The following is a 26,589-nucleotide window of genomic DNA, read 5'->3' on the forward strand; positions in this document are numbered from 1 at the left end:
GCTTCAAGGCTTGCCTAGAATCTGTGCCACTCGCGTCTGTAACTGCTGCAACTCGAACGGCTTGCAGATCAGCTGCATGCCTGCGCCCAGGAAGCCTTCGCGGGCCATGGCCGTTTCCGCGTAGCCAGTGATGAACAGCACCGGTAATTGTGGCCGCAGGCTGCGGGCAATTTCTGCCAGTTGCCGGCCGTTCATGCCGGGCAAGCCCACATCGGTGATGAGCAAATCCACCGGTTGTGCCGAGCGCAGCACCTTCAGTCCCTCGTTGGCGTCGGCTGCGCTTTGGCAGGGGAAGCCGTTTTCGCCCAGTGCCTGGCAAAGCAGTTGGCGCACATGGGGATCGTCCTCGACAATCAGCACGTGTCGGCTGCAGCCGTCTTGCCTGGCCGGCACAGGCTTGCTGGATGGCAGGGCCTGGTCGACATGGCGTGGCAAATACAGCTCCACCTGGGTTCCCTGGCCAATCTCGCTGCTGAGGGTGATATGCCCATGGGACTGCTTGCTGAAGCCGTACACCATCGACAACCCCAGGCCAATGCCCTGGCCGGTCGCCTTGGTGCTGAAGAAGGGTTCGAAGGCGTGCTCCAGCGTGCTTTGCGCCATGCCTTGGCCGCTGTCGGTGATTCGCAGGCGCACATAGTCGCCAGTGCGCAAAGCGCCGTCCGCAGCTTGCTCGGTGGCGATGTGATGATTGTTCGCCTCGATGCGTAGCAGGCCACCGTTGGGCATGGCCTCGCTGGCATTGAGCAGCAGGTTGTCGAGGGCCTCTTGCAACTGCTGGTCATCCGCCTCCACGGGCCACAGGTCTTTGGCCGCGTGCACTTGCAGGGTTATTGACGGGCTCAGGCAAGCTTCCAGGCGTTCTGTCTTGAGCAAGGTAGGCAGGTCTATACGTTGGCTGTGCAGCGATTGGCGGGAAGAGAAGGCAAGCAGGCGGTGGGTCAGGCGGGCGGCGCGTGAAACGGCCTCGCGGCCCATGCACAGAACGCCATCCAGTCCCTCGCCGCGGCCTTGGCGCAGCCGCCGCTGGATGAGTTCGAGGCTGCCGCTGATGCTGGTGAGCAGGTTGTTGAAGTCATGAGCGACGCCGCCGGCCAGTTGGCCGATGGCCTCCATCTTGCGTGCCTGGCAGCGGGCGAATTCACCGCGGTCCTGCTCTTCTTCCGGCGTTGGAGGCCGGCTGTCCAGGCGCTGCTGCATACCATAGAGTTCATCACGCGTAACGTACTGTCGCCGGCGGTTGCGCAGTGCGGACCGGGTCATGTGCAGTAACTGGGCATTTTCGTAGGGCGCGCCCAGCCATAGCAGATTGCCCACCGGATGATGACTCACGCCAGCGGCCGACCAGGCGCTCTGGGTCAGCAGCACAATGGGCAAATCCGACCAGCTCGGTTGCTGGTCGATGAATGCCTGCAGCAAGGCGCTTGGGCCGTGGCTGAACACTTGCTCGGCAATAATCGCCAAGCCTGCGCCTTCGGCCAGACGCGCCTGCAGGTTGGCCAGGTCGACCGCGCAGAGGCTGTTGATGCCGGCGGAAGTCAACAGACGTGAGGTATCCGCCGCCAGTTGTGGCGGTGCGAGGATCAAGGCACGTTCATCCAGCGCCAACGAACTGGCCAAAACGACTCTCCTTTAGGGTGGCCTGATACCCACTGGACCCTGGCGCAGGCTCAGGGTTCAACTGAATCCAGGCACTGCCTACAGGCCCTGTTGCAGCGCAGGGTCGTCCGGGTTCTGGCGCTCCAGCTCGGCTAGCGAAACTTGCACGTTCTGCAGTTGGCCGGACTCTTTCCAGTACTGGATCAGCAGCACCCGTACCCGGCGATTGGCTGGCTGGCGATTGAGCACGGTTTCCAGTTGCTTCTGGGCGGCGTCGGGCTGGTCCAGCTCATGCAGAGTGACCGCCAGGGTATAGCGGTAATCCGCGTTGTCCGGGTCCAGTTCCACGGCGCGGGACAGGGCCAGCAAGGCATACTCGTGCTGTTCGTGGCGCTTCAGCCAAAGCCCTAGCTCATACTGCAGAAAGGCCGAGTCGGGGCTCAGCGCCAGGGCTTTGCCCAGCACCTGGCGGGAGGCGTCGTGGTGGCCCTGGCGCTCGAGCAGGCGTACCTGAGTTGCCAGGGCATCGAGGTTGCCGGGGGCAACCGCGAGCGCACGTTGCAAGGCCGCAGCGGCCTGCGTGTAGTCGTTTTCATGCAGGTACAGGCGCGCCAGGTGCACTTGGGCGTCGGCATCTTCAGGCTGTTGCTCCAGGGCTTGCTGGTATTGCTCCAGGGCTGACTGCAGGGGGCCGAAATAGAGGCCGATGGCGTCGGGATCGAGGCCCAGCAGGGCATCCACGGCGGCAAAACGCACGCTTTGCTCACTGTCGTCCAGCAGCGGGCCGAGTACCAGGCTGCGCTGCGCTGGCGGTAGCAGGCGGCGGATACTGGCAATGGCCGCTCGACGCACCAGCGGCTCGGCATTTTCCAGGTCCTGGCGGGCCAGTTTCAATGCCTGCGGCGAGGGGTAGTTGGGCAACTCATCGTAGAGCGCCGCACGGCGGATCGCAGGCAGGTCGTTACGTTGCAATTGCTGGTACAGCACCCGTGCGGCACCGGGCTGGCCATCGTGGGCCTGGCGCAGCGCCTTGGCGTAGCTGTGTGCTGGCAAGGTCGGCGGGGTTGGCGGGGCGTCGCGCCACAGGTAGCCGAACAGGGCCGATACCAGAATCGACAACAGCAGGGCGATCAGGTAGCGGTTGCGTCTGGGCATCGGACGATCCGTGGCGGCGGGAAGGGCAGAGCTTGGGCCAGCCGGGGGGTAAATGCAACCGAACCGGGCACGCCGCTCGCCAGGCCTGAGGTGGCATTCCATGCACTGCGTATTGGGGTGAATACGATGGCAAACATAAAAAAGCCCCGCGGGCCAAGGCCTGCGGGGCAAACGGTTGGGGGAGGAGCCAACCAAAGGAGTCGTTGAGCAGTGGAATCAGTGTGCGCTGGCCACTGTCTCCGGTTGCCAGCCGCCACCCAGGGCCTTGTAGATCGAGACGATGCCGCGATAAAGGTCGACTTCACCCTGAGCTTGTGCATCTTCAGCACTTAGCCGCTCACGTTCGGCATCGAGCAGTACCAGGTAGTCCACGGTACCCTCGCGATAGCGAATCGAGGCCAGTTCTGCAGCCTTGCGGCTGGCGTCGCTCTGGCGCATCAGCGACAGCAGACGCTGCTGGGTCTTGTCGTAATCGCTGAAGGCGTTGGCCGACTCTTCCAGTGCCAGCAGCACCTGCTGTTCGTAGTTGGCCAGAGCCCCTTCGGCATCGGCCTTGGCGCCGCGCAGGCGGGCCCGCACGCTGCCCAGGTCGAAGGCCGCCCAGGTAATGCTCGGGCCCAGTGCCCAGGCGTTGGCCGCCGAAGAGCCGATCTGCGAGCCGCGGGCGGCGGTAAAGCCGAGGAAGCCACTAAGGCTGACGCGCGGGAACAGGTCGGCGGTGGCCACGCCAACGTTGGCGGTGGCGGCCGCCAGTTGGCGCTCGGCGCTGCGGATGTCCGGGCGGCGGCGCAACAGCTCACCCGGGTCACCGACCGGCAGCGCCTTGGCGATGGCCGGCAGGGCCTTGGGCGACAGGTCTACGCTGAGCGCGTCAGGGCGCTGGCCGAGCAGGGTGGCGATGCGATGCCGCGCCCGTGCCTGTTCGGCTTGCAGTTGCGGCACGGTGGCTTCGACCCCGGCCAGGCGGGCATCGGCACGCACCACGTCGAGGTCGTTGCCCACGCCGGCATCGCGCAGGGTTTCGGTGATGGTGCGCGATTCCTGCTGGGTCTTGAGGTTGGCCAGGGCAATTTTCTCGCGCAATTGCGCGCCACGCAGCTGCCCATAAGCATCCACCAGCTCGGCGATCAGGCTGACCTGCAGCTGTTGCAGGTCGGCGGCGGCTACCGCTTCCTGGGCTTCGCTGGCTTCGATCTGGCGCTGGATGCGCCCGAACAGGTCAAGCTCCCAGGCCATGTCCAGGCCCAGGTCGTAGCGCTCGCTGTTCACCCGCTCGGTGGTCTGGCCGGGGATCTGGCCTTTGCCGAGATCGCTGCTGGCACGGCTGGTGACCACCGGGAACGGGTCGTTTTCGGCGTCTTCGCGGATCGAGCGAGCCGACTTCAGGCGGGCGAAAGCCACGCGCAAGTCACGGTTGCCGTCCAGCGAAGCCTGCACCAGCTGGTTCAGCACCGGGTCGTCGAACTGCTTCCACCACAGGCTCTCGAAGCGGCTACGGTCGTAGGCCTTGGCCTGCACATCGCTGCCCAGTTGTGCAGGTTCGGTGGCGGGCGCCTGATAGTCCGGGCCTACCGCACAGGCCGCCAGGGCCAGTGCCAGCAAGCTTGGGGTCAAGGGTTTGAGCAGGTTCATGCATGGTTCTCCAGCACTTGAGCGTGTTCAGCCTTGCGGGCCTGGCGACGCTCGACGAAACGGCGGATCAGGAAGAAGAACACCGGGGTCAGGAACAGGCCGAATACGGTCACGCCGATCATCCCCGAAAACACCGCCACCCCCATGGCATGGCGCATTTCCGAACCTGCTCCGGAGCTGAACACCAGGGGCACCACACCCATGATGAAGGCGATCGAGGTCATCAGGATCGGCCGCAGACGCAGGCGGCAGGCTTCCAGCACCGCAGCCAGCGGGTCGAGGCCCTTGGCCTGTTCGTCCTTGGCGAACTCAACGATCAGGATCGCGTTCTTGCACGCCAGGCCCACCAGTACGATCAGGCCGATCTGGGTGAAGATGTTGTTGTCGCCACCCGAGACGATCACACCGGTGATGGCCGACAGCAGGGTCATCGGCACGATCAGGATTACCGCCAGCGGCAGGCTCCAGCTTTCGTACTGGGCGGCCAGCACCAGGAACGCCAGCAGTACGCACAGCGGGAACACCAGCAATGCGGTATTGCCCGAGAGGATCTGCTGGTAGGTCAGGTCGGTCCACTCGAAGGTCATGCCGTTGGGCAGTTCCTCTTTCAGCAGCTTCTCGATCGCAGCTTCCGCCTGACCAGAGCTGTAGCCCGGGGCGGCAGCGCCGTTGATCTCGGCAGTGATGAAGCCGTTGTAGTGCATGACCCGGTCCGGCCCGGAGGTGTCGCTGACCTTGAGGAAGGTCGCCAGCGGGATCATCTCACCAAGGTTGTTGCGCACTTTCAGTTGGCCGATCTGCTCGGCATCAAGGCGGAACTGCTGCTCGGCCTGGACGTTGACCTGGTAAGTGCGGCCAAAGCGGTTGAAGTCGTTGGTGTACAGCGAGCCCAGGTAAACCTGCAGGGTGTCGAAGATGTCGGTAATCGCCACACCGTGGGTCTTGGCCTTTTCCCGGTCGATGGCGGCATCGACTTGTGGCACGTTGACCTGGTAGCTGGTGAACAGGCCTGCCAGCTCTGGGACGTTGTGGCTTTTGGCGATGATGTTCTGGGTTTCCTTGTACAGCGCTTCGTAACCCAGGTTGCCACGGTCTTCGATTTGCAGACGGAAGCCGCCAATCGTGCCCAGGCCCTGTACCGGCGGCGGTGGGAAGATGGCGATGTAAGCGTCCTGGATGTCGGCGAACTGGGCATTCAGCGCGGCTGCGATGGCTGCCGCCGACTGGCTCGGGTCCTTGCGCTCATCGAATGGCTTGAGCGGGGTGAACACGATGCCGCTGTTAGGGCTGTTGGTGAAACCGTTGATCGACAGGCCCGGGAAGGCTACCGAGTCGGCCACGCCAGGCTGCTTGAGGGCGATTTCGCTCATGCGCTTGATCACCGCTTCGGTACGGTCGAGGCTGGCCGCGTCCGGCAGTTGGGCGAAGGCCACCAGGTACTGCTTGTCCTGGGCCGGCACGAAACCGGTCGGCGTGGACGAGAAGCCGAGGTAGGTCAGGCCCATCAGGCCGGCATACACGAACAGGGCGATGCCGCTGGAGCGGATGACCCGGCGCACGCCACCGACGTAGCTGTGGCTGGCCCGGTCGAAGAACCGGTTGAAAGGGGAGAACAGCCAGCTGCCCAGCAGCTTGTCGAGGAACCGCGAGAAACGGTCCTTGGGTGCGTGATGGTCCTTGAGCAGCACCGCGGCCAAGGCTGGCGACAGGGTCAGCGAGTTGAACGCCGAAATGACGGTCGAGATGGCGATGGTCAAGGCGAACTGCTTGTAGAACTGCCCGGTCAGGCCGGAAATGAACGCTGCAGGTACGAACACCGCGCACAGCACCAGGGCGGTGGCGATGATCGGCCCGGTCACTTCGCTCATGGCTTTTTGCGTGGCTTCCAGCGGCTTCAGGCCCAGTCCGATGTTACGTTCGACGTTCTCCACCACGACGATGGCATCGTCCACCACGATACCGATGGCGAGCACCAGCCCGAATAACGACAGCGCGTTGAGTGAAAAACCGAACAGGTGCATGACCGCGAAGGTACCGATCAGCGAGACCGGCACCGCCAGCAGCGGGATGATCGAGGCGCGCCAGGTCTGCAGGAACAGGATCACCACCAGCACCACCAGCACCAGGGCTTCGAACAGGGTGTGCACCACTGCTTCGATGGAGCCGCGCACGAAGATGGTCGGGTCATAGACGATGCTGTAGTCCATCCCCTCCGGGAAGTCCTTTTTCAGCTCGGCCATTTTCGCCCGCACTTCGTCGGAGATCTCGATGGCGTTGGAGCCTGGGCGCTGGAAAATCGGGATGGCCACCGCCGGCTGGTTGTTCAGCAGCGAGCGCAGGGCGTACTGGCTGGAGCCGAGTTCAACCCGGGCGATGTCTTTCAGGCGGGTGATCTCGCCATCGGCACCGGCGCGGATGATGATGTTCTCGAATTCTTCCTCGTTGACCAGACGGCCTTGGGTATTGATCGACAGTTGGAAGCTGGTCGAGCCTGGGGCAGGCGGCGCGCCCAGCTGGCCGGCGGCCACCTGGCGGTTCTGCTCGCGGATTGCCGCGACCACATCACTGGCCGTCAGGTTGCGCGAAGCGGTCTTGTTCGGGTCCAGCCAGACGCGCAGCGAGTAGTCGCCCATGCCAAACAGCTGCACATCGCCTACGCCGCCCAGACGCGCCAGCTCGTCCTTGATGTTGAGGATGGCGTAGTTGGACAGATAGAGCATGTCGTAGCGGTTGTCCGGCGAGGTCAGGTGCACGACCATGGTCAGGTCAGGCGAGGCCTTGTCGACGGTGATACCGATACGGGTCACTTCCTCGGGCAGCTTGGGCTGGGTGCGGGTGACGCGGTTCTGCACCTGCACCTGGGCGTTGTCCAGGTCGGTACCCAGGGCGAAGGTGATGGTCAGCGTCAGCTTGCCGTCCGCAGTGGACTGGGAGGACATGTACAGCATGTTCTCCACACCGGTAATGGCCTGCTCCAGCGGCGCGGCAACGGTTTCGCCGATGACCTTGGGGTTGGCGCCGGGGAAGTTGGCGCGCACCACCACGGTGGGCGGCACCACTTCGGGGTATTCGCTGATCGGCAGCTGGAACAGCGAGATAGAACCCGCGATCAGCAGCACCAGCGACAGCACCGCGGCGAAGATCGGCCGGGTAATGAAGAATTTCGAGAAGTTCATCGGTAGGGTCCCTTAACCGCGTGGCGCCTGGGCGCTGGCGACTTTCACGTTGTTGCCCGCCACCTTCGGCGCCGGGTTGCTGGCCTCCAGGGCCTGGCGCTGCTGGGCGAGGGCGGCGAGGGTTTGCTCGCTGGCCATCTGTGTTTCTTCCGGGGTTACCGGCGAACCAGGGCGCACGCGCTGCAAGCCCTTGACCACGATGCGGTCGTCCTTGCCCAGGCCGCTGCGCACGATGCGCAAGCCTTCCAGTTTTGGCCCCAGTTCCACGGCGCGGTAGGTGGCTTTGTTGTCCTTGTCCATGACCAGCACAAACTTCTTGCCAAGGTCGGTGCCCACGGCTTCGTCGTTGATGAGCATGGCGTCGTACTGGGCGCTGCCGACCAGCTTCAGGCGCGCATACAGGCCCGGGGTGAACTGGCCGTTGCTGTTGTCGAATACCGCGCGGCCGCGGATGGTGCCGGTGCGCGGGTTGACCTGGTTGTCGACGAAGTTCATCTGGCCCAGGTGCGGGTTGCCGCTTTCGTTGGTCAGGCCCAGGTATACCGGGGTGCTCTGGCTACGCTGGCCTTCACGGGCCAGCTGGGTGTACTTGAGGTACACGCGCTCGTCGGCGTCGAAGTAGGCGTAGACCTTGTCGGTGGACACCACACTGGTCAGCGGGGTGACATCGGCGGTGACGATGTTGCCGGCGGTGAACTCGGCGCGGCTGACACGGCCGCTGATGGGCGCGGTGACGCGGGTGAAGCTGAGGTTCAGGCGTGCCAGGTCGAGCTGGGCCTGGATCGCATCGACGCCGGCACGGGCTTCGGCGGCGGCACTGCTGCGCGATTCGGCCAGTTCGGCGGAGATGGCGTTGCTGTCACGCAGGCGCTCGCCACGGCGGGCTTCGTTGGCGCTGCGGATGGCGGTGGCCTTGGCCTGTTGCAGCTGGGCTTCAAGGCGGCGGACTTCAGCCTGGAACGGGCGCGGGTCGATCTGGAACAGCAGGTCGCCTTTCTTGACCTGGGCGCCTTCGGTGAAGGCGACCTGGTCGATCTGGCCGGAGACCCGCGGGCGCACTTCGACGGTTTCCGGGGCTTCGAGGCGGCCGGTGAACTCGTCCCATTCGGTGATCGGTTGTTCGATCACCTTGGCCACACTTACCTTCGGCGCGGCGGGAGCCTGCACGGCGTCGGGGGTTCGACCGCAAGCGCTGATCACCACCACTGCCAGGGCAGCGAGGGGGAAGCGCAAGGGTTTGAGTGATTGTTCCATGGAGAACTCCGCCAATGTATTAGTAGTGGGCGGAGTGTGAGTGTGTTGCGCGCGAGGCACGAATCGAACGGGACGAAGGTTAATATCACGCTGAATGATAAGTGGGGATCAACTATCGATGGCTGCCAGGGTTGGGCGCAGGGCACCGCCTGTGCGGGCACTACGTTACGCGAAAGCCTGGGCCTGGCCATTCAGTGAATACTTGAGGCCAGCTCGAAGATTGGCATGTACATGAGGATCACGATCAGGCCGATCAGCAGGCCGATGAAGGTCATCAACAGCGGCTCGAACAGTTTGACGAACCATTCCACCCAGCGGCCGATTTCCTGATCATGGAAGTCGGCGCAGCGCTCCAGCATCTCGCCCAGGTTGCCAGACTGCTCGCCAGCGCGCAGCAGGCGCAGTGACACCGGTGTCACCAGGTGCCCGGCCGCGAGTGCATCGGAGAGGGGCAGCCCTTCGCCCACCCGCTGGCTGGCCTGCTCCAGGCCCTGCGCTGCTGCGTTGCCGAGCAGGCCGCGGGCCATGCCCATGGCGGTGAGGATGGGGATGCCGCCTTGCAGCAGGATGCCCAGCGAGCGATAGAAACGCGCCAGCTCGTACATCATCAGGCGCTGGTGCAGCGCGGGCAGGCGCCGCAGTTGGCAGGAGGCCCAGTACCGTACACGCGGGTGCCGGCGCAGCAGCCAAAGCGCCGCGACCCCACCGACGGTGCCCAGCGCCAGTGGCGCTTGCTGGGCATGCAGAAACAGGCCGACCTGCATCAGCACCCGTGACAGCCAGGGGAGCTCGGTGCCCATGCCCTCGAACACCTGGCTGAACCGCGGCACCACATAGCCGAGCAGGAACAGCACCACACCGCCTCCCACCAGCAACAGCAGTAATGGGTAGACCGAGGCACCCACCAGCTTCTGCCGGACCAGGTCCAGGCGCTGGCGATAGCTGATGTAGCGGGTGAGGGCGTCGCCCAGAGCACCGGTGCGTTCGCTGGACTGCACCAGCGCCACATACAGCGGCGGGAATACCCGCGGTTGCTGGCCCAGCGCCTGGGACAGCGAGCGGCCCTCGTACAGCTGGCGCACCAGCTCGGCGAGCACCTTGCGCGCTGTCGCTGCGGGGCTCTTCTCCGCCAGGCTTTCCAGTGCGTCAATCAGCGGCAGGCCGGCATTGAGCAAGGTTGACAGTTCCTGGCTGAACAGCACCAGGTCGAACGCCGCTTCACGGCGCCAGGCCATGCCGCGCAGGGTGCCGCCGCTGCTGCGCAGGCTGAGCACACGCAGGCCTTGGTCTTCGGCCTGGCGGCGGGCCTGGTCGGCGTCCTCGGCGTCGATCTGCAACTGCACCACGCCCTGCCTACCCAGGGCCTTGAGGCTGTAGCGCATGGCCGCTCTCCTTACTGCCAGCTGGTAATTTCAGCGTTTTCGCCATCGCCACCCGGCTGGCCGTCCTTGCCCATCGACAGCAGGTCGTACTCACCGCCGTTCTCGCCAGGTTGCCGGTAGATATAAGGGCGGCCCCACGGGTCTTGCGGCACGGCCTTCTGCAGGTACGGGCCGGTCCAGCGAGCCTCGCCACTGGGCGCGACCACCAGCGCCTGCAAACCTTGTTCGCTGTTGGGGTAGTGGCCGACCTCCAGACGGTACAAGTCCAGGGCCTTGCTCAGCCCCTCGATCTGCGCCCGCGCTACCTTGGCCTCGGAGCGGCCTAGCTGACTGAAGTATTTGGGGGCGACGATGCCGGCCAGCAGGCCGAGTACTACCAGTACCACAAGGAGTTCAAGCAGAGTGAAGCCACGTTGCGGGTTGGTTCTGCGCTGCATGGTGAAACCCTCCACTGCATGGGGACAAGCGTTGACATGCACCATGCAACAGCCGTGCACGTCTGCCTTGGGGCCTTGCGCCATGCGGCACAGGAAGCGGCACAGTGCTTGCGTCGTGGTGAATGTCCTCGGGTTTTCCGGGGCATTTCCCCCACATCGGGGGCCACGACGAAGAGGCGACCGGCATGCGTGGACTCATCCTCGGTTTGATCTGGCTGGCGGCAGGTGCTGCCCAGGCCGATGTGTACATCTCAATCGATGCCAAGGGTGGCTACGTACTGACCAATGTCCATCGACCAGGGCGACACTATGAGAAGGTGATCAGCGAGCCGCTGGCCCAGGGCGGGCCGGTCAAAGCGCAGATGATCACCGGCCGCCCTTACGCCGAGGTAGTCGCCACGGCTGCGCGCCTCCACAACCTGCCGCCGGCGCTGCTGCACGCGGTGATCAAGGCCGAGTCCGGCTACAACCCCAAAGCCCGTTCGCGGGCGGGTGCAGTGGGGTTGATGCAACTGATGCCGGACACCGCCCGCGAGATGGGGGTGCAAGACCGCCTGGACCCGGAGGACAATGTGCAGGGCGGGGCACGCTACCTCAAGCAGATGCTCACCCTGTTCGACAACGACATCACCTTGGCCGTGGCGGCCTACAACGCTGGCCCGGATGCTGTACTGCGGCGCGGTGCCGTGCCGCCGTTTGCCGAGACCCGGCGCTATGTGCCCACGGTGCTGCGCGAGTATCGAAAGTTGCAAGGGTTGACGGATGATTCGTCTTTGTAACAGCGGGCGTGCAGCTCAAGCATTCCCGCAGGGGCGGCGCCACCCTCAAGCTGTTTTGGGTAGGTGAAGTCAGGGCGAATAAATACCCTTCGGCGGATGCCATCAATTTAATACTATAGTTTCCCCAAGTCTGGGCTATAACCTTCTGAAGGTGCCCAGCTGAGGAGTCCGTTATGGACGCCGCCCCTCGTTCCGTCACTCTTGACGTGCCAGCCGGTAGCGAGTTGGCCGCCCCGCGCAAGCCATTCAACCTGCTGCGCTGGTATGCCTGGGTCAGTCTGGCCATCATTCTCTCGGTGGCGGCCGGGCTGGGGCTGATTTCCAGCCGCTTCATCATCGACGAGAGCGTCGAGCGTGATGCGTTACTCACCGCACAGTTCATAACCTCCATTGCCGATGCCGAAGTGCGCCATGTGTCGATCCCCAATGTGCGGACCATGGGCGAACTGCTCGATCCGCGCACCGACCGCAATAACTTGCCCGACGTCGACCCGCAAGCCCGACGCAAGGCCCGCGGCGAGTTCCTCGACCATATCGCTCACCTGCCCGATATGCTGCTGGCCAATATTTATGCTTTGGACCATACAGTGATCTGGTCCACCAACCCGGCACTGATCGGCAAGCTGATCGAAGGCGACGAAGACCTGAGTCGGGCTTTCGAGTACAAGATGCGGGTCTCGGCCAGCTACCACAATTTCGAACAGGCCCGCGCCGAGCAGAAGTTCATCACCCCGCCCAAGCAGTTGTTCATCGAGAACTACATTCCGCTGTTCGATGCCGATGGCGATCGGGTCACCGCGATGGTCGAGATTTACAAGGAGCCCCACGACCTGATCGCACGCATCGAGCGTGGCCTGATCCTGATCTGGTTGGCCATCACGGTCGGCGCTGCACTGGTCTATGTCGGCCTTTACGGCATCATGCACCGCGCCGCACGGCTGCTGGCGGTACAGCAGAAGCGCCTGATCAGCAGCGAAACCTACGTGGCACTGGGTGAGGTGTCTTCGGCGGTGGCCCATAGCTTGCGCAACCCGCTGGCCAGTATCCGCTCAAGTGCGGAACTGGCCCTGGCGTTCGACGAAGGCCCGGCGCAACGCCAGGTCAACGATATCATCAGCCAGGTCGATCGCATGTCGCAGTGGATCCGCCAGATGCTGCAGTCACTGCGCCCGCTGAACGACGAGGTATTGGCGGTGGACTTGCCGCAGGCGTTGCAGGAAAGCCTGCAGACCTACGCTGTGCCGCTGGCGCGCAGCGGGGTAAGCCTGGACCTGCAACCGTTACCGGCCGTGCAGGTGTTGGGGCACCCGGTATTGCTGCGCCAGGTATTCAGTAGCCTGATTGCCAATGCCTTGGAGTCGATGGAGCAGGGCGGGCGGTTGCGTATCGAGGTGGTACGTCACAACCGGCGCAGCCTGACTTTGCGCCTGGCCGACAATGGCAAGGGCATGAACGAAGAGCAGCAGCGTATGGCTTTTCGACCGTTCTTTACCACCAAACAGGGTGGGCTGGGGGGGGGCTGGTGCTGGTGAAACGTATCATGGAACGTTTCGGTGGTACGGTCCGGCTCAGCAGCAGCGAAGGCCATGGCACGAGGGTTTCGTTAAGCTTTCGACTGGCCTGAATATGTCAAATTACCTCAATATAATTTAGTAAGGTACTGATATAAAAAGGATTTTTATTTTTGGGTGATAATCACCCAGATGTGGGGAATCATCCTCTAATCATTCTTAATAAGTTCTTGCAAACTACTGAAAAATAACGTTTTTAATTTGGCATGGTCCTGCTGGCCGAGTTTTTGCAGCGAAGTTTGTGAAGCGCGACACGCGACAAATGGCAGCTGCGACTGCCCAGGTGGATTGCTACCCAGTGGCTGCTGCCATTGGCCTTGATGCAGTTCTGAACGTACGCCCTGCGCGGGAACCACGCGATGCAGATGCTGGAAAACGAAGCGCCCGACAAGGCCAATGCGACCGCCAGCGGACGGGCCGTACCCTTGCGTGAATTCAACCTGCTGCGCTGGTTTTCGGTGATCAGCCTGTTGATCATTACCGCGGTGGCAGGTGGGCTGGGTTACGTTTCGACGCGCTTCGTGGTGCGCGACAGCGTGCAGCGCGATGCCATGCTCACCGCGCAGTTCATTCAGGCAATGGCCCAGGCTGAAGTGCGTCATTCGCAATTGCCGCCTGGCACCACCATGGGCGAATTGCTGGACCCGCGGCTGGACCTGCAGCACTTGCAGTTCACCCCGGCCTTGGCCGAATCGACCCGCGTCGAGTTCCTCGATCATGTCGAGCACCTGCCGGACACCTTGCTGGCCAACGTCTATGCCCGCGACCGCACTATTGTCTGGTCCACCAACGTAGAGCTGATTGGCAAGCAGATAGAAGTTGATGGCGATCTTGAGCGCGCCTTCCGCTCGCGCAAGGCGGTGTCGGCCAGTTATCACAAGGCCGCCGAGGATCGCGAAGAGCAGAAGTTCCAGCGCGCACCGCGTTACCTGTTCATCGAGAACTACATCCCGCTGTTCGACAGCCAGGGTGAGCAGGTACTGGCCATGGTGGAAATCTACAAGGAACCGCAGGACCTCATTCGGCGCATCCAGCGCGGCTATGTGCTGATCTGGGCCTCGACACTGGTGGGTGGGGCGTTGATCTACTTCGGCCTGTTCTGGATCGTGCGCCGTGCGGCGCACATGCTGCACCTGCAGCAGGAGCGGCTGGTGGCAAGCGAAACCTACGTGGCGCTGGGAGAAATGTCGTCGGCCGTGGCTCACAGCATGCGTAACCCGCTGGCCAACATACGCTCCAGCGCCGAACTTGCCCAGGAAACCGCCAACCCTGCTGCGCAGAAGAACATCACTGACATCATCAGCCAGGTCGACCGCATGTCGCGCTGGGTGCGCGACCTGCTGGTGTCGCTACGCCCGGCCAGTGACGACCCCGAGGCCGTGGACCTGGTGGCGGCCATCGAGGACACCCACCTGGCCTTCGCCCAGCAGATCGAACGCAACGGCGTGCGCTTCCATTTCGAAGGGCCTGACGTGCAGTGGGTGGTCAGCCAGCCGCTGCAGCTCACGCAGATTCTCAACAGCCTGTTTTCCAACGCCCTGGAGGCCATGCCCGCTGGCGGGATGCTCAATGCCCAGGTCAATGTGCAAGAAGGCCTGCGTGCCGAGTTCGTGCTGACCGACACCGGCAAAGGCATGAGCCAACAGCAGGAACGGATGGTGTTCAAACCGTTCTTCACGACCAAGCAGGGAGGCCTCGGTGTAGGCCTGGCCCTGGTTAAACGCATCATGGAACGTTTTGGCGGCTCGGTCAGCCTGAGCAGCCGCGAAGAGGAAGGAACCCGCGTCAGCCTTACATTCAATATTGCAGCGGGAGGGGAACATGGAGCACAGCATCCTGGTCGTCGAGGATGATGAAATCCTTGCCGACAACATTCGCACCTACCTCAGCCTCAAGGGCTACGAAGTCATCGTGTGCCACAGCGCGGAGCTGGCGCTGGAGCAGATCAAGCGGGCGCAACCTGACGCGGTGCTGACCGACAACTCGTTGCCAGGCATGAGCGGGCACGACCTGCTACGTACCCTGGTGGCCCAGGCGCCAGACCTGAAAGTGATCATGATGACCGGCTACGGCAATGTCGAAGATGCCGTGCAGGCGATGAAGGAGGGCGCCTTTCATTACCTGACCAAGCCGGTGGTACTGGCCGAGCTCAAACTGACCTTGGACAAGGCCCTGGCTACCGAGCGCATGGAGCGCACGCTGTCGTTCTACCAGGAGCGTGAGGCGCAGAAGTCCGGGTTGCAGGCATTGATCGGCGAGTCGCCGGTGATGCTTACCCTCAAGCACACCCTGCGCCAGGTGCTCGATGCCGAGCGGCGCATGGCCAGTGACGACCTGCCACCGGTGCTGATCGAAGGCGAGACCGGTACGGGCAAGGAACTGGTGGCCCGTGCCCTGCATTTTGATGGTTCGCGCAGTAAAGGGCCGTTCATCGAGTTCAATTGCGCTTCGATCCCTGCCAACCTGCTTGAGGCTGAACTGTTTGGCCACGAGAAGGGCGCGTTCACCGATGCCAAGGAGCGCCGGGTGGGGCTGGTGGAGGCTGCCGATGGCGGCACCCTGTTCCTTGACGAGATCGGCGAAATGGACCTGGTGCTGCAGGCCAAGCTGCTCAAGTTGCTGGAGGACCGCAGCATCCGCCGGATTGGTGCGGTGAAGGAACGCAAGGTGGATCTGCGGGTGATCAGCGCCACCAACTGTAACCTGGAGCAAATGGTGCAGCAGGGCAAATTCAGGCGTGACCTGTTCTTCCGGCTTCGCATTATCGCCCTGAAGGTGCCGCGCCTGTATTCGCGTGGGCAGGACATTCTGCTACTGGCGCGGCATTTCCTTGCCCACCATAGCCGGCGCTATGGCAAGCCGAACCTGCGCTTTTCGGCCGAGGCCGAAAGCCTGATGCTCGGTTATAGCTGGCCTGGCAATGTGCGTGAATTGCGCAACATGCTGGAGCAGACCGTGTTGCTGGCGCCAAACGAGGTGGTGCAGGCGCATCAGTTGAACCTGTGCATGACCTTGGTTGACGAGCCGTTGACGCAACAGCCGATGGCGGCCATGTTCGAAATGCCGCGGCACGAGCCGGAGCCGGGTACAAGCCTGCCTGACATGGAGCGTGACCTTGTCTGCAAGACCCTGGACCGCACCGACTGGAACGTGACCAAGTCGGCGCGGATGCTTGGGTTGTCGCGGGATATGCTGCGTTACCGGATCGAGAAGTTGGGGCTGACCCGGCCTGACAAGCGTCAGTGGTAGTACAGACCGTGTCGTCAGGGGTTACCTGTGCCCGAGCTGCCTTCTCCTTGCCGGCCGGTACCTTCCGACCCACTGCCATCCATTCCCGGCAGATCGCGGTTGTCATTCTGCTTGGCCGGCGGGCTTTGCGGTTCGTTGCCCCGTACGCGCGGATCGGTGTCCCGCGGCAAAGGCTTCTCGATCGGGTTGAGGGTACTGTCCACGCCTGGCTGTGGCGCCGTATTGTGCGGGTCGTCGGGGTAGGTCGGACCGGTGCCGACAGCAAACGCCAGCTGCGAGGCGAGCAGGGCAATCGACAGGATGATTGAGCGGGGCATGGCAGGCTCCTTTGCTGTACGGGTAAGGCTCATACTTCTCTTTGGCCTTACCCGAAACGTCAAGGTGCCATTACCCCGATCAACGGTCACACCACCAGCGACAGCAACATGATGAAAATGATGCCGACGATGGACAGGATCGTCTCCATCATGCTCCAAGTCTTGAAGGTTTCTGCCACGGTCATGTTGAAGTACTGCTTCACCAGCCAGAAGCCGGCGTCGTTCACATGCGACAGGATCAGCGAGCCGGCACCGGTGGCCAGTACCAACAGCTCACGGTTCACCCCCGGCACCAGGTCGATCACCGGCGCCACGATACCCGCGCCGGTGATGGTGGCGACCGTGGCGGAGCCGGTCGCGATGCGGATCACCGCCGCCACCAGCCATGCCAGCATGATCGGCGAAATTTCTGCCTGCACAGCCATCTGCCCGATCACGTTGCCTACGCCGGTGTCCACCAGCATTTGCTTGAAGCCACCGCCAGCGCCGACGATCAGCACGATGGCGGCAGTCGGTGCCAGGCTCTGGTCGAGCATCTTCATGATCTGCTGGCGGTTGAAGCCGCGGGCCGAACCGAAGGTGTAGAAGGCCAGTAGCAGGGCGGCGAGCAGGGCGGTGATCGGGTGGCCGATCAGGTCCATCCACTGGCGCACGATGTGCTCGGCAGGCAGCACCACGTCGGCGAACGTTTTCAGCAGCATCAACGCGACCGGCAGCAGTACGGTGATCAGGGTGATGCTGAAACTTGGCAGGTTGCCCTGATCGGACTCCTTGGCGATCTGGTCCATCAGTTCCTGGGACGGGTTGCCCGGGATGTAGCGGGAAATGAAGTTACCGAACAGAGGGCCGGCGATGATCGCGGTGGGCAGTGCGACGATCAGGCCGTAGAAGATGGTCTTGCCAATGTCCGCGTGGAAAATGCCGATCGCCAGCAAGGGGCCCGGGTGTGGTGGCACCAGACCGTGCACCACCGACAGGCCGGCCAGCAGCGGAATGCCGATTTTCACCAACGAGACGCCCGAGCGCCGGGCGACGATGAACACCAGGGGAATCAGCAGCACAAAGCCGATTTCGAAGAACAGCGGGATGCCCACCAGGAAGGCGGCGAACATCATCGCCCAATGCACGTTCTTCTTGCCGAAGGCGCGGATGAGGGTTTGCGCGATCTGGTCGGCACCCCCGGAGTCGGCCATCAGCTTGCCGAGCATGGTGCCCAGGGCGAGCACGATACCGACGAAGCCGAGTACGCCGCCAAAACCGTCCTGGAACGATTTCATGACCTTGGCCACCGGCATGCCGGAAGTCAGGCCCAGGAAGCCGGCCGCGAGGGTGAGGGCGACGAAGGGGTGAACCTTGAAGTGGGTGATCAGCAGGATCAGCCCGACGATGGTAACCAGCGCGTCGAGCAGCAGGAAGGTATCAGTAGCCAGTCCGAACATGGTTTGAAGGCCTCGGTCTTATCGTTGTTTTGGGCGTAGCTTTTTGGAGTCTTTGCCGCGTTTACGGGTTGGGGTAGCGCTGTCTTTGGTGAGACGGAAAAGCCGCCGAGGTCAGGCGGTTTGCGCCAGGCCCGGCTCACCGCAGCGCTTTAGCCAGTGGTCCACCGCTTCGGCCAGTGCTTCGATCGGTTGGGTGGCGTCCAGTGCCAGCGTCAGTGGCTCGCCGCGTGGCGATTCCAGGGCCGCGAACTGGCTGTCGATGAGGCTGGCCGGCATGAAGTGCCCTGGGCGAGCCAGCACGCGTTTTTCGGCCTCGGCAGGCGACAGTTCGAGGAACACGAACACCAGCCCGGGCATGGCATCGCGCAGGGTGTCGCGGTAGCGGCGCTTGAGTGCCGAGCAGGTCAGGATCGGGCGTTCACCGGCCTGGGTGGTGGCTTGCAACTCTTCACCAAGGCGGACCAGCCAGCCGGCACGGTCGCTGTCGTCCAGCGGGATGCCAGCGCTCATCTTGCGGATGTTTTCGGCAGGGTGGAAAGCGTCGCCTTCGATCAGGCGGCCGCCGCTTCTGGCAGCGATGGCAGCGCCGATGCAGCTTTTGCCGCAACCGGCCACGCCCATCACCACAATAGCGGACAGGGGAGAATTCATCAGTACCTCCTGCGGGTGAGATAGCGCTGTCTCGCCGTTGACGAACAGCCACCTCCCCGGTGTTATTGGTCTTGTCCTTACGCAGTATGGACGCCTGGTGGCGAGCGCGTGGTGGCTGCTACCAAAGATTACATTGCCTGCATCCTGAGACAGCGCTACCTTAGTGGCCGTTCCCTCTCCTTGCAAGTAGTAAAATTACAACATTCATGTCCCGCACCGGCTCCCGAACTACAGGTCGTCCCACCCTGGCTGAAGTTGCCAGGCTTTCCGGGGTTTCCCCGATTACCGCTTCGCGCGCCTTGCGTGGGGTCAGCACCGTTGCGCCTGACCTGGTGGAAAAGGTCATCGCCGCAGCGGCGAACCTTGGCTATGTGGCCAACCCGGCCGCCCGGGCGCTGGCCTCGGCACGCAGTCAGTCGGTGGTGGTGTTGATCCCGTCGTTGTCCAACCAACTGTTCATCGACACCCTGGAGGCCATTCACGAGGTCATGCGCCCTCGTGGGCTAGAGGTGCTGATCGGCAACTATCACTACGACCTTGCCGAAGAAGAGAACCTGATCCGCAATTACCTGGCCTATCAGCCCTGCGGCATTTTGCTGACCGGCTTCGAGCGTAGCGATGCTGCGCGGCAGATGCTGGCTGCCAGCGGCGTGCCGTGTGTGCACATGATGGAACTCAATGGTGAGCCAGGGGCTTTGTCAGTCGGCTTCTCGCAGCATCAGGCCGGGCGTGCTGCTGCACGGCACCTGATCGAGCGGGGGCGCAAGCGCCTTGCATTCATTGCGGCGCAACTGGACCCGAGGGTGATGCAGCGTGCCGAGGGTTTCCGTCAGGCTTTGGCAGAGGCTGGTTTGCAGGCTGCCGAGCTGGAGGTGTTGGCCCCGGAGCCATCGTCGATTGCCCTGGGCAGTGTGCTGTTCAGCCAGCTGATGCAGCAGGCGCCGGATGTCGACGGTATCTTCTTCTGTAACGACGACCTGGCTCAGGGCGCGGTGCTGCAGGCCTTGCGTCAAGGGGTGGAGGTGCCACGCCAGGTGGCGATGGTCGGTTTCAACGATCTACCGGCCTCGGCGCATATGGTGCCACGGCTGACCTCGATTCGCACACCACGGGCTGCGGTGGGGCGGGGCGCAGCGCAGGCGTTGCTGGCGTTGCTGGATGGCAAGCGGGTGACGAATGCGCAGCAGGATCTGGGCTTTGAGCTGATGGTGCGCGAGAGCACCTGAGAGTGCCCGCCAAGGCCTTCTCGCGCGAATGCCACAGGAATGATTGGCCCGAAACGAATGTGCAGCGGGTTTACCTGCGAAGCGGGCGACGGGGGCATGGCACCGGCTGCGCCGGTGTTCGCGGGTGAACCCGCTCCTACAGGCGCTGTCGATGCCACGACTTGCCAACGGCGATCTATGCTCAGAAAACCGCGCATAGGGAGCCCCGCGTCATGTTCGATTTCCACCGCAAGTCTGATTTGGCAGAAATCCAGCGCAACCGCCAGGCGTTGGCCAATGCGCAAGCCAAACTGGCCGCTATCGGCCGTTCCATGGCAATGATCGAGTTCGCCCCTGACGGCACTATCCTCGACGCCAACGAGCGCTTCTGCCAGGCCATGGGCTACAGCGCTGACGAGCTGCGAGGCAAGCATCACCGGCTGTTCTGTGAGCCGGACTATGCAAAAAGCGCCGAATACCAGCAACTGTGGCGCGAGTTGGGGCAGGGCAAGGCAATCAGCGGTACGTTCGAGCGCATCGACAAGGCGGGTCGCGAGGTCTGGCTGGAAGCCAGTTACATGCCCGTGCTGGACGAGCACCGGCAAGTCACCAGCGTAATCAAGGTGGCATCGGACATCACCCAGCGGGTGGTGCTGGAGCACGAGAGCGAAAGCCTGCTCAAGGCCATCAGCCGCTCCATGGCGGTGATCGAGTTCACCCCGCAAGGCCGGGTGATCAAGGCCAACCAGAACTTTCTCGACACCATGGGTTACCGCCTTGATGAAGTGGTTGGCCGCCATCACGGGCTGTTCTGCCTGGCGCATGAACGCGAATCGGCCCAGTACCGGGAGTTCTGGGCTTCGCTGAACCGTGGCGAATACCACTCGCACCGCTTCGAACGCGTCAACAAGCAAGGCCAGACTGTTTTCCTGGAGGCCTCCTACAACCCGATTTTCGACAGCAAGGGCCGCCTGTGCAAAGTGGTCAAGTTTGCCAGCGACATAACCCATCAAGTCTGCACCCAGCAAAGCGCCGCCCATGCCGCCCATGCCAGTTCGGTGCAGACCGATGCCTGCGCGCGCAAGGGTACCGAAGTGGTGCAGCAGACCGTGCAGGTAATCGAGCAGATTTCCCAGGAGCTTAACGACGCAGCGCGCAGCATCGATGCGGTAAACAAGCAGTCGGATGTGATCGGGCAGATTGTGCTGACCATTCGTGGCATCGCCGACCAGACCAACCTGTTGGCCCTTAATGCAGCCATCGAGGCCGCGCGTGCCGGCGAGCACGGGCGAGGCTTTGCCGTGGTGGCCGATGAGGTGCGCAACCTGGCCGCGCGAACCAGCAAGGCCACCCTGGAAATCGTCGATGTGGTGCGGCAGAACCACGACCTGTCGCTATTGGCGGTGGCCAGCATGCAATCGAGCCTCAACCGTACCGGTCACGGCGTGGCATTGGCCAATGAGGCGGGGACAGTGATCATGGAAATTCAGCAAGGTTCACGGCACGTCGTGGACGCCATCAGCCAGATCAGCTCGACGCTGCAATTGCATTGAGCGCCTCGCGCATCTCGTCAAGCAGTGCCTGCAGGCTGACTTGCAGTTGCCTGCGCTGTTCAACGGTTGGCAGCCCTTGTGCGTGGGTGTGTTCGATGGCTTCACAGTCTTTGACCACGGTGCGCACCCTGATCATTTTGGCGCCACCCTTGATGCGGTGGGCCAAGGCGCGTACCGCTTCATCAGGGGCGTCTGTGGCCAAGGCACGCAGGGCGGCCAGGTCTTCACCGACGCTTATCGACAACTGCTCCAGCAAATGCCGCGTCAACTGTTCGTCGTCCTGGGTCAGGTGGCGCAATTCGGCCAGGTCGAACCCACCATGGGAAGGCTCCGGCGACGGCTGCTGAGGGCGCACCTGGGGCAGATGGGTCTTGAGCGTGCGCAGACCAATCGGCTTGAACAGGCATTCGTCCATGCCGCTGGCCAGGCAGCGAGTACGCTCCTCGGCCTGGGCGTTGGCGGTCACGCCAAGAATACGGCCTGCTGGCAGGCCGTGTTCGCCCTCCAGGCTACGAATGCGCCGGGTGAGTTCATGCCCGTCCATGACCGGCATGCTGCAATCGGTGATCACCAGGTCAAAGCGTGCTTCCTGCCAGCGAGCAAGGGCGATCTCGCCATTCTCCGCCAGTGTCACGTGGTGCCCCAGGGTTTGCAGTTGCCGTTCCAGCAATAGCAGATTGGCTGGGTAGTCGTCGACCACCAGAATATTGAGGGGGCCGCTGTTGCTTTCATGTGTCGTGAGTTGCGGGTCCGCTTGTGCCGGGGCTTCGCAGGCGGGTAACCGCAGGCTGACTTGTACCCGGGTACCAACGCCCTCGACGCTCTGAAGGCTCAGGGCGCCGCCCATCAGTTCGGCCAGGGTACGGCTGATGACCAACCCCAGGCCTGCCCCTTGACGTGCCCTTGGGCCATCGACCTGAACGAAGGCACTGAACAGCCTGGCCTGGTCGGCGGGGCTGATGCCGATGCCGGTGTCACGCACATTCAGCTCGATAGCCAGAGCGCCGTGGCCGGCAACTTTGGGCAGCAGCAGGCATGCCTGCACTTCACCACGGTCGGTGAACTTGATGGCGTTGCTGATCAGGTTGGACAGAATTTGCTTGAGTCGCAGTGGGTCAGCCAGCACCCATACCGGCTCTGCAGGCAGCTCGCCCTGCAGATGCAACCCTTTGGCCCGGGCATTGCCTTCGAACACCCGCAGCGTGGCGCGCACCAGTTCGACCAGATTGGTAGGCACCGGTTGCAGGCTGATATGGCCGGATTCGATGCGGGAAATGTCGAGAATATCGCCAATCAGCTCAAGCAGGCCAATGGCCGAATCATGGGCGGTCTGCAAGGTCTGGGCGTCGCTGCGGCCGCTGCGGCTATCTTCCAGGGCCAGTTCCAGCAGACCGATCACCGCATTCATCGGGGTACGGATCTCATGGCTCATGGTGGCCAGGAAGGTGCTTTTGGTCTGGCTGGCCTGTTCGGCATCGTCTTTGGCCTGGCGTAACTGTTCCAGCAGCCCACGGCTCAGCGCGAGCTGTGCCTGCAGTGCGTGCTGTGCCTCGGTGCGCTGGTTGATCAGCTTGCGCAGGTAGCTGTTCCAGAACACCACCCCGGCCAGCAGCAGGGCCGACAGCACCAGCACCTGCAAAGCCAAGGTGCGGTAGTCGCGCCATGGGCTGTCGCTCACCAGTGTGCTGGTGCGCCAGCGGTTGATCAACTGGTCCAGTTCTTCAGGTGGAATGCTTAGCAGCGCCTTGTCGAGAATGGCCTGCAGCTGTGGCTGGTCGGCGGCTACGGCAAAGGCGGCAATGGCCGGGGCGTCGTCGAGCACGCTGGCAATGCGCAAACGGTCCTTGAACACATGGCTGATGTAATAGGCCGCATTGATATGGCTGCTCAGGGCCACGTCGGCAACACCGTTGGCCACGGCCTCCATCTGGCCCAGTGGGTTGTCAACTTCGACGATCTTGGCCTGCGGGTATCGCTGTTGCAAAACGGCCTGCAGCGGTGAGCCGCGCACCAAGGCGATGCGCTTGTCATCCAGGGCCTTGGTCTGTGCAGGTGATTCACCGTCGTTGCGGGTGACAAGCACGCGCGGGCTGACCAGGTAGGGGCGGGTGTAGCGCAGTTGCTTCAAGCGGTCGGCACCATAGCCCAGCGCCCCGATCATCTGTGCCTCGCCGTGCACCAGGCGGTCGATCATGGCCTGCGATGAAGCACTCTCGACGGGTGTGAACTGCAGCCCAGTGCGCAGCGAGATCTGCTTGAGCAGGTCCAGGGTGATACCGCTAGGGCGGTGCTGAGCATCGTTGAACGTCAAAGGTGCCAGCGAGGTATTGACCAGTACGCTGATAGTGGGGTGGGCGGTGATCCAGGCTTCTTCTTCTTCGCTCAAGGCAGTGAGGTGGCGCTGCAGCAGCAGGCTGGTGTTACCACTGCTCCAGCGGCGCAGAATGTTCAGGCGTTCACTTTCGCTAATGCGTGACAGCGCCTTGTCCACCAGCCGATGCAGGCGCGGGTTGTCGCTGGCTATGGCGAAGGCAAAAGCCTCTGGAGCCAGTTGGGAGAAATGGTCGATTTTCAACGTGCCCTGAAAACTTTTGCCGATCATGTAGTCGGTGCTGATCGCATCGCCCAGATAGGCGTCCGCCTCGCCCAACACCACAGCAGCGAGCCCGGCCAGGGTCGAGCGGTAGAGGCTCAGTTGCGCCTTTGGGTACAGGGTGCGAACGCTGACGGCCGGCAGGTAGTGATCGACCATCGCCAGGCGCAGGCCGGCGAGGTCGGGCGTGCTTTTCAAGCTGTGCCCCTCACGGGTGACGATCACTGGCAGGTCGTCGGCATAGGGGGTGCTCAGGCTAAGCTGGGCGTCTGCCGCTTCGAAGGCGTTGGAGCTACCTAGCAAGTCGATATGGCCATCACGCAGGGCAGTGATGGCCTCGTGACGGCTGTCAAAACGGCGTACTTCAATGGGTATGTCAAGCTGTTCGCCGATGATGCCGGCGTAGTCTGCGCTTAACCCCTCATAGTCATGCTGACTGACATTGATTTCGAACGGGGGGTAGTCGGGGCGCGCGCTACCCAGTATCAGGCGTTGGCGATTTTTCAGCCAGTGGCGATCATCGCCGGATAACGTCAGTGGGGCAGCGGCACTGATTGAGCGCGCCAGCAGATGGCGTGGTTCGCTGCTGGCCTGCAGCACCGTGGAGTTGGCCAGACCGATAGCCAGAAGGACGCTCGCCAGCAACTGTTTCATGGTAGCCGAGCGCTCAATAGACGCTGTTGCGCTTGGCCAGGTCGACCATTTCCACGAGAGACTCAGTCTTGAGCTTTTCCATGATGCGGCCCCGGTAGGTGCTGATGGTCTTGGCGCTGAGGTTCATGCACGTGCCGATGTTCTTGTTGTTCTCGCCGCGCGCAAGGCGCCGCAGCACTTCCATTTCTCGGTTGGAGAGACTGGCCAGGCGCACTGGCTCGCTCTCCAGCGAGTTGCTGTTGACCGACATTTGCGGAAAGGTCGAATAACCTTTGGTCAGGGCCTTGAGGGCGAACAGCAGGGCCTCGTGGTCCTCTTCCTTGGTGACGAAGGCACCTATCCCGGCATCCAGGCAGCGGCGTACATACAGGTCAGTGGCCTGGCCGGTCAGCACCATGATCTTCGGTACCGGCTCCAGGCTCTGCAATCGCTTGATGACTTCCATGCCGTCAAGGCCAGGCAGGCCGATGTCGAGAATGACTACGTCCGGGCGCAGTTCGCGGGCTACCTGAGCCACTTCACTGCCATTGCCGACCTCGCCGATGACATGGAAGCGCTCGCGCTCGAGCAGTAGGCGCAGGGACAGCCGGACAATGGGGTGGTCGTCGACGATCAGCACGGTTGTCATGAGGAAAACTCCTGTAGGGATGTGGTCCGCTTCCTGGAACACTCAGGAATACGTCTGCAAGTGGGGTTATCGGAAGCGCTGCACGATACGACCATTCCCGAAGTTTGGTAATGCCGAGTATAGAAGTGTTGAAAACCCCAGTGCTTTTTGTTGAAAAGTCCTACAAGAAACAGGAAAGACATCACCCTGAGAAAGCGGTGATGCCGCTTCTTTGCAGTTGTTCAGGCGCAGGCAGCGTGCGGTTTGTGTATACGCAGTGTGGAGGCAGGGTTGTTGGCCAATGCCTGGCCGACCCGCGTCGGGCGGGCTACCAACTGCCCGGTACAATTTGGGCAGCGGCCTTGGAAGCGGGTTTCGGCACAGGCACGGCAGAACGTGCATTCGAAGGAGCAGATCATAACGTCGGGGCTGTCACCCGGCAGGTCGGTATCACAGCACTCGCAGTTGGGGCGTAATTCCAGCATGGGCATGGCTCCTGTTCGCAGGCGGGAACCCGGAGTCTGCTACGCCCGAGGCAAGGCTGGCAATGTTCAGTCGCCAGGGCGGTACAGGTGGGCATGCCCGGCACGGTACAAGGCCGATTCGGCGAACGGTGTATCCCCCAGTACGTGGCCTACCAGGATCAGCGCCGTGCGCCGGAAATCCTTGGTCGCTACGCGTTCGACGATATCACCGAGGTTGCCGCGCACCCAATCCTGGTCTGGCCAGGTGGCCCGATGCACCACCGCAACCGGGCAGTGCGCGCCGTAATGCGGCATCAACTCATCGACAATGCGCGACAGGTGCTTGACCCCCAGATGAATTGCCAGGGTGCTGCCATGGCGCGCCAGGTCGCCTAACTGCTCACCCGGCGGCATGGGCGAGCTGTCGCCATAGCGGGTGAGGATCACGGTCTGCGCCACTTGAGGCAAGGTCAGCTCGCAGCCGAGCAGGGCGGCGCTCGCTGCCGTGGCGGTAACGCCGGGGATGATCTGGTAATCGATGCCCAGCGCCTGCAGGTGGCGAATCTGTTCACCGATGGCGCCGTACAGGCTGGGGTCGCCGCTGTGCACCCGGGCCACATCCTGACCTTTTTCGTGTGCGCTGCGCATGGCAGCGATGATCTGTTCCAGATGCAGTTCGGCGCTGTTGATCACGGTTTCGGCCTGGTGGCCTTCGAGCACGGCGGCGGGTACCAGTGAACCGGCATAAATGATCACCGGGCACTGACGAATCAGCCGTTGGCCCTTGACCGTGATCAGCTCCGGGTCGCCGGGGCCGGCACCGATAAAGTAGATGGTCATGCAAAGTCCTGGCAAAAAAGAGGGGACGAAAC

18 protein-coding genes and 3 pseudogenes are annotated in these 26,589 nt (G+C 62.8%); 7 read left to right on the plus strand and 14 right to left on the minus strand.

The annotated features are described in order from the left end of the window. Positions 1-3: 3 nt before the first annotated feature. From KW568_RS13950 to gspG, 7 genes are all read right to left on the minus strand, one after another. Entirely contained in the window at positions 4-1,620 is a 1,617-nt protein-coding gene (locus KW568_RS13950; RefSeq protein WP_004576564.1) for a response regulator, read from the minus strand. A 78-nt stretch (positions 1,621-1,698) separates the two neighbouring features. Next, a complete protein-coding gene (locus KW568_RS13955) occupies positions 1,699-2,754 on the minus strand; it encodes a HEAT repeat domain-containing protein (protein ID WP_004576565.1) in 1,056 nt (351 codons plus the stop codon). A gap of 216 nt (positions 2,755-2,970) precedes the next feature. Next, positions 2,971-4,386 carry an efflux transporter outer membrane subunit gene (locus KW568_RS13960; RefSeq protein WP_003253851.1) on the minus strand — a complete coding sequence of 472 codons (1,416 nt, stop codon included), beginning with the start codon at positions 4,384-4,386 and terminating at the stop codon, positions 2,971-2,973. Then, the gene (locus KW568_RS13965; RefSeq protein WP_003253849.1) at positions 4,383-7,562 is read right to left on the minus strand and encodes an efflux RND transporter permease subunit; all 3,180 of its coding nucleotides are present in this window, start codon (positions 7,560-7,562) and stop codon (positions 4,383-4,385) included. The genes KW568_RS13960 and KW568_RS13965 overlap by 4 nt, the downstream gene beginning before the upstream one ends. A 12-nt stretch (positions 7,563-7,574) precedes the next feature. Beyond that, a complete protein-coding gene (mexE, locus tag KW568_RS13970) occupies positions 7,575-8,816 on the minus strand; it encodes a multidrug efflux RND transporter periplasmic adaptor subunit MexE (RefSeq protein ID WP_003253847.1) in 1,242 nt (413 codons plus the stop codon). Positions 8,817-9,007: 191 nt separating this feature from the next. Further along, positions 9,008-10,198, minus strand: coding sequence for a type II secretion system F family protein (locus KW568_RS13975; protein WP_003253845.1), 1,191 nt, complete (start codon positions 10,196-10,198; stop codon positions 9,008-9,010). 11 nt (positions 10,199-10,209) lie between these two features. Continuing rightward, positions 10,210-10,635, minus strand: a complete 426-nt coding sequence (gspG, locus tag KW568_RS13980) for a type II secretion system major pseudopilin GspG (RefSeq protein ID WP_003253843.1) — start codon at positions 10,633-10,635, stop codon at positions 10,210-10,212. 185 nt (positions 10,636-10,820) lie between these two features. Between gspG and KW568_RS13985 the strand changes: the two genes are divergently transcribed. The 4 genes and pseudogenes from KW568_RS13985 (at position 10,821) to KW568_RS14000 (ending at position 16,234) form a co-directional block, all read left to right on the plus strand. Then, positions 10,821-11,414, plus strand: a complete 594-nt coding sequence (locus KW568_RS13985; protein ID WP_004576566.1) for a lytic transglycosylase domain-containing protein — start codon at positions 10,821-10,823, stop codon at positions 11,412-11,414. A 920-nt stretch (positions 11,415-12,334) separates the two neighbouring features. Continuing rightward, positions 12,335-13,038 (plus strand): annotated as a pseudogene (locus tag KW568_RS31130) (sensor histidine kinase). Between the two features lie 306 nt (positions 13,039-13,344). After that, the gene (locus tag KW568_RS13995) at positions 13,345-14,838 is read left to right on the plus strand and encodes a HAMP domain-containing sensor histidine kinase (RefSeq protein ID WP_004576568.1); all 1,494 of its coding nucleotides are present in this window, start codon (positions 13,345-13,347) and stop codon (positions 14,836-14,838) included. Continuing rightward, the gene (locus KW568_RS14000; RefSeq protein WP_003253836.1) at positions 14,807-16,234 is read left to right on the plus strand and encodes a sigma-54 dependent transcriptional regulator; all 1,428 of its coding nucleotides are present in this window, start codon (positions 14,807-14,809) and stop codon (positions 16,232-16,234) included. Before KW568_RS13995 ends, KW568_RS14000 begins: the two co-directional genes overlap by 32 nt. 14 nt (positions 16,235-16,248) lie before the next feature. On the opposite strand, the gene KW568_RS14005 is transcribed toward KW568_RS14000, so the two are convergent. The 3 genes from KW568_RS14005 to KW568_RS14015 all read right to left on the minus strand — a co-directional run bounded on the left by KW568_RS14005 (position 16,249) and on the right by KW568_RS14015 (position 18,641). Next, positions 16,249-16,551: a hypothetical protein gene (locus KW568_RS14005; RefSeq protein ID WP_004576569.1), complete on the minus strand. Its 303-nt coding sequence runs from the start codon at positions 16,549-16,551 to the stop codon at positions 16,249-16,251. A gap of 86 nt (positions 16,552-16,637) precedes the next feature. Beyond that, on the minus strand, positions 16,638-17,990 hold the full coding sequence (locus KW568_RS14010; RefSeq protein ID WP_003253832.1) for a GntP family permease: 1,353 nt from the start codon (positions 17,988-17,990) through the stop codon (positions 16,638-16,640). 111 nt (positions 17,991-18,101) lie between these two features. After that, on the minus strand, positions 18,102-18,641 hold the full coding sequence (locus tag KW568_RS14015) for a gluconokinase (RefSeq protein WP_003253831.1): 540 nt from the start codon (positions 18,639-18,641) through the stop codon (positions 18,102-18,104). A gap of 206 nt (positions 18,642-18,847) precedes the next feature. On the opposite strand from KW568_RS14015, the gene KW568_RS14020 reads away from it, so the two are divergent. From KW568_RS14020 to KW568_RS31140, 3 genes and pseudogenes are all read left to right on the plus strand, one after another. Next, positions 18,848-19,867 carry a LacI family DNA-binding transcriptional regulator gene (locus KW568_RS14020; protein ID WP_003253830.1) on the plus strand — a complete coding sequence of 340 codons (1,020 nt, stop codon included), beginning with the start codon at positions 18,848-18,850 and terminating at the stop codon, positions 19,865-19,867. Positions 19,868-20,184: 317 nt separating this feature from the next. Further along, positions 20,185-20,862, plus strand: a pseudogene (locus KW568_RS31135) (PAS domain-containing protein); the annotation flags it as partial. Between the two features lie 105 nt (positions 20,863-20,967). Beyond that, positions 20,968-21,399, plus strand: a pseudogene (locus KW568_RS31140) (methyl-accepting chemotaxis protein); the annotation flags it as partial. On the opposite strand, the gene KW568_RS14030 reads toward KW568_RS31140, so the two are convergent. From KW568_RS14030 to cobM, 4 genes are all read right to left on the minus strand, one after another. Next, positions 21,374-24,646: a transporter substrate-binding domain-containing protein gene (locus KW568_RS14030; protein ID WP_004576570.1), complete on the minus strand. Its 3,273-nt coding sequence runs from the start codon at positions 24,644-24,646 to the stop codon at positions 21,374-21,376. The pseudogene KW568_RS31140 and the gene KW568_RS14030 overlap by 26 nt on opposite strands. Positions 24,647-24,659: 13 nt before the next feature. Next, positions 24,660-25,274 carry a response regulator transcription factor gene (locus KW568_RS14035; protein ID WP_003253824.1) on the minus strand — a complete coding sequence of 205 codons (615 nt, stop codon included), beginning with the start codon at positions 25,272-25,274 and terminating at the stop codon, positions 24,660-24,662. Positions 25,275-25,495: 221 nt separating this feature from the next. Then, the gene (locus tag KW568_RS14040; RefSeq protein WP_004576571.1) at positions 25,496-25,738 is read right to left on the minus strand and encodes a DUF1272 domain-containing protein; all 243 of its coding nucleotides are present in this window, start codon (positions 25,736-25,738) and stop codon (positions 25,496-25,498) included. Between the two features lie 66 nt (positions 25,739-25,804). Next, positions 25,805-26,557 (minus strand): precorrin-4 C(11)-methyltransferase, encoded by a 753-nt coding sequence (gene cobM, locus KW568_RS14045; protein ID WP_004576572.1) that lies wholly within the window; start codon positions 26,555-26,557, stop codon positions 25,805-25,807. Positions 26,558-26,589: the final 32 nt, after the last annotated feature.

This window comes from Pseudomonas sp. HD6515 (genome assembly GCF_024971855.1).
Classification (GTDB): Bacteria; Pseudomonadota; Gammaproteobacteria; order Pseudomonadales; family Pseudomonadaceae; genus Aquipseudomonas; species Aquipseudomonas alloputida.

Coding starts and splice junctions, on each gene's coding strand:
- KW568_RS13955 (WP_004576565.1), bottom strand. CDS start 2,754: ATGCCCAGACGCAACCGCTACCTGATCGCCCTGCTGTTGTCGATTCTG.
- KW568_RS13960 (WP_003253851.1), bottom strand. CDS start 4,386: ATGAACCTGCTCAAACCCTTGACCCCAAGCTTGCTGGCACTGGCCCTG.
- KW568_RS13965 (WP_003253849.1), bottom strand. CDS start 7,562: ATGAACTTCTCGAAATTCTTCATTACCCGGCCGATCTTCGCCGCGGTG.
- mexE (WP_003253847.1), bottom strand. CDS start 8,816: ATGGAACAATCACTCAAACCCTTGCGCTTCCCCCTCGCTGCCCTGGCA.
- KW568_RS13975 (WP_003253845.1), bottom strand. CDS start 10,198: ATGCGCTACAGCCTCAAGGCCCTGGGTAGGCAGGGCGTGGTGCAGTTG.
- gspG (WP_003253843.1), bottom strand. CDS start 10,635: ATGCAGCGCAGAACCAACCCGCAACGTGGCTTCACTCTGCTTGAACTC.
- KW568_RS13985 (WP_004576566.1), top strand. CDS start 10,821: ATGCGTGGACTCATCCTCGGTTTGATCTGGCTGGCGGCAGGTGCTGCC.
- KW568_RS13995 (WP_004576568.1), top strand. CDS start 13,345: ATGCAGATGCTGGAAAACGAAGCGCCCGACAAGGCCAATGCGACCGCC.
- KW568_RS14000 (WP_003253836.1), top strand. CDS start 14,807: ATGGAGCACAGCATCCTGGTCGTCGAGGATGATGAAATCCTTGCCGAC.
- KW568_RS14005 (WP_004576569.1), bottom strand. CDS start 16,551: ATGCCCCGCTCAATCATCCTGTCGATTGCCCTGCTCGCCTCGCAGCTG.
- KW568_RS14010 (WP_003253832.1), bottom strand. CDS start 17,990: ATGTTCGGACTGGCTACTGATACCTTCCTGCTGCTCGACGCGCTGGTT.
- KW568_RS14015 (WP_003253831.1), bottom strand. CDS start 18,641: ATGAATTCTCCCCTGTCCGCTATTGTGGTGATGGGCGTGGCCGGTTGC.
- KW568_RS14020 (WP_003253830.1), top strand. CDS start 18,848: ATGTCCCGCACCGGCTCCCGAACTACAGGTCGTCCCACCCTGGCTGAA.
- KW568_RS14030 (WP_004576570.1), bottom strand. CDS start 24,646: ATGAAACAGTTGCTGGCGAGCGTCCTTCTGGCTATCGGTCTGGCCAAC.
- KW568_RS14035 (WP_003253824.1), bottom strand. CDS start 25,274: ATGACAACCGTGCTGATCGTCGACGACCACCCCATTGTCCGGCTGTCC.
- KW568_RS14040 (WP_004576571.1), bottom strand. CDS start 25,738: ATGCTGGAATTACGCCCCAACTGCGAGTGCTGTGATACCGACCTGCCG.
- cobM (WP_004576572.1), bottom strand. CDS start 26,557: ATGACCATCTACTTTATCGGTGCCGGCCCCGGCGACCCGGAGCTGATC.